Source organism: Bradyrhizobium sp. (assembly GCF_049798375.1).
Taxonomy (GTDB): Bacteria; Pseudomonadota; Alphaproteobacteria; order Rhizobiales; family Xanthobacteraceae; genus Bradyrhizobium.
Genome location: NZ_JBARGP010000623.1, coordinates 1 through 2,526, shown reverse-complemented (window position 1 = coordinate 2,526; position 2,526 = coordinate 1). Strand labels below are relative to the sequence as shown.

Sequence of the window (2,526 nt, the reverse complement as noted above, 5' to 3'; positions counted from 1 at the left end):
GGCCTTCTCCGCCGCACCTTCCGGCGCGCGGTCGAGCAGGGTTTCTACAGTGGAGCGCGCGAGTCGCAAGCCCAGCGCCGCGATCATGATCGCGACCGCGATCGCCGCGGCCGAATCGCCCCACCAGAAGCCGAGCGCTGATAGCCCGAGGCCTGCGATGACGGCGATGGAGCCGAGCACGTCGGAGGCGAAATGCAACGCATCGGCCTCCAGCGCCTGGCTGTGGGTGGCATGCGCGGCGCGGTGCAAAGCGCGGGCGCGCCAGAAATTAATGACGATGTCGATCAGCAGCACCACAAAGGGGATGAATGAGAACGTCGGTGCCGGCGCTCCCTCACGCAGCCGGCTGTAGGATCCGACCAGCACGCCGCCGGCCAGCACATAGAGCAGGGCGATGACGCCGAGCGCCGACAGGCTCTCGAGCTTGCCGTGGCCGTAATGGTGCTCGTCGTCGGCGGGCTTGTCGGAGACGCGCACCACCATCCAGGTGATCACGGTGGCGACCACGTCGACGGCGCTGTGCAGCGCCTCGGAGATCATCGCGAGGCTGCCGATGGCGATGCCGACCACGAACTTGGCCGTGGCCATGGCGGCGCTGGCCAGAATCGAGATCGCTGCGACGCGGGTCTTGCTGTGATCGGAATGCGTCATGTCATGAGTCATGGCCGGGATGTAGCAGCCTCCTCCCCGACATGAAAGCGCGCGGCGCGCAGAGCCGAAGCGTCCGATCGCCGCGCGAGTGGATTGGATTGCGATTAAGTCTTAAGTGCACATCCTCAGAACGTGACGACGATCTTGCCGAGATGCTTGTTGGCTTCCATGTGCGCGAACGCCTCGCCGATCTGGTCGAACGGGTAGACGCGATCGATTGGCAATTGCAGCTTGCGCGCCTCGACCGCGCTCCAGATGTCGGTGCGGACCGCCTCGAAGATGTCGCGGATCTCGTCGATGGAACGGGTGCGGAAGGTGACGCCGATATAGCTGATGCGGCGCGCCGCATGCAGGTCGAAGTTGAAGTCGCCGTGGGTGCCGCCGAGCCGGCCGACGTTGACGATGCGGCCCTTGACCTTGGTGGCTTTCAGATTCTGGTTGGCGACCGGGCCCGACACCTGGTCGACGATCAGGTCGACGCCCTCGCCATTGGTCGCTTTGAGCACCTGATCGACCCAGGCCGGGTCAGAGGAATCGATCGCGAGATCGGCGCCATAATCCTTCAATCGGCTACGGCGCCCGGCGTCGGTCGAGGACCCGACCACCAGCGCGGCACCCTTGAGCTTGGCGATCTGCATCGCCATCAGGCCGACGCCGGAGCTTGCGCCCTGGATCAGCACGGTCTGGCCGGCCTGCAGGCCGCCGTTGGTGACGACGGCGTTGTGCATGGTGGTCACGGCGATCGGCAGGGTCGCGGCCTCGTCGAAGTTCATGTTCGAGGGCGCGCGGAACAGCCGGCCATGATCGGCCAGCGTATATTCGGCGAACGCGGCGCCGCCGGAGCCCATCACCTTGTCGCCGATCTTGACGCCTTTGGCCTCTGGCCCGAGCTCGGCGATCTCGCCGGCCCATTCCATGCCTAGCACGGTCCCGACGCCACCGGCCGCACCGTGGGCGTGGCCCTTGGTCATGCCGAGATCGGCCCGGTTGAGGCCGCAAGCGTGGACGCGCACCAGCACCTGCGTGCCCTTCGGCGCGGGCTTTGGAACATCGGTGATCCCAGCGCCATTGGCACCGTAGACATAGGCCTTCATTGCAACTGTCCTGTGGGATGGAGAAAGGGAGGGGACATTACTCCGCCGCCTCGCGCTGCGCACCGCCAATCATGCCACCGAGCCGACCACGAATCAGTGTCTCGGCTTCATGCACGATGCGCGAGATAAGCTCGGCACAACTCGGGATGTCGTGGATCAGGCCCTGCACCTGGCCGGCTGACCAGATGCCCTCATCGGCGTCGCCCGTGGCGTAGACCATCTTGCCGCGGGCGCCGGCGACGAGGTCGCGGACCTGTTCGAAGGTTGCGCCTTCCTTCTCCATCGCGACCACCTTGGTCGAGACGGTGTTCTTGGCGACCCGCGAGGTGTTGCGCATGGTGCGGAAAATCAATTCGGTCTCGCGCTCGTCATTGGCGACGATCCGTTCCTTGACGAGCTGATGGATCGGGCTCTCCTTGGTGCACATGAAGCGCGTGCCCATGTTGATGCCATCGGCACCGAGCGCGAGCGCTGCGACCAGGCCGCGGGCATCGGCAAAGCCGCCGGAAGCGATCATCGGGATCTTGACCTTGTCGGCAGCGGCCGGAATCAGGATCAGCCCAGGCACGTCGTCCTCGCCGGGATGTCCGGCGCATTCAAAACCATCGATCGAGATGCCGTCGACGCCCATCCGCTCGGCCGACAATGCGTGACGGACGCTGGTGCATTTGTGCAGCACCTTGATGCCGTGCTTCCTGAATTCGGTGACGTGATCCTGCGGCTTGTTGCCGGCGGTCTCGACGATCTTGACGCCGCTCTCGATGATGGCCTGGCGATATTC

3 protein-coding genes are annotated in these 2,526 nt (G+C 65.2%); all 3 read right to left on the bottom strand.

Annotated features, from left to right (window positions below; translation table 11 throughout):
- Positions 1 to 651: cation diffusion facilitator family transporter (locus tag WA702_RS24715; protein WP_425113170.1), on the bottom strand; the 651-nt coding region annotated here is incomplete at its 3' end.
- Positions 652 to 776: 125 nt separating this feature from the next.
- Positions 777 to 1,745, bottom strand: a complete 969-nt coding sequence (locus tag WA702_RS24710; protein WP_425113169.1) for a zinc-binding dehydrogenase — start codon at positions 1,743 to 1,745, stop codon at positions 777 to 779.
- Between the two features lie 37 nt (positions 1,746 to 1,782).
- The coding region (locus WA702_RS24705) for an NAD(P)H-dependent flavin oxidoreductase (RefSeq protein ID WP_425113168.1) at positions 1,783 to 2,526 on the bottom strand (744 nt) is incomplete at its 5' end.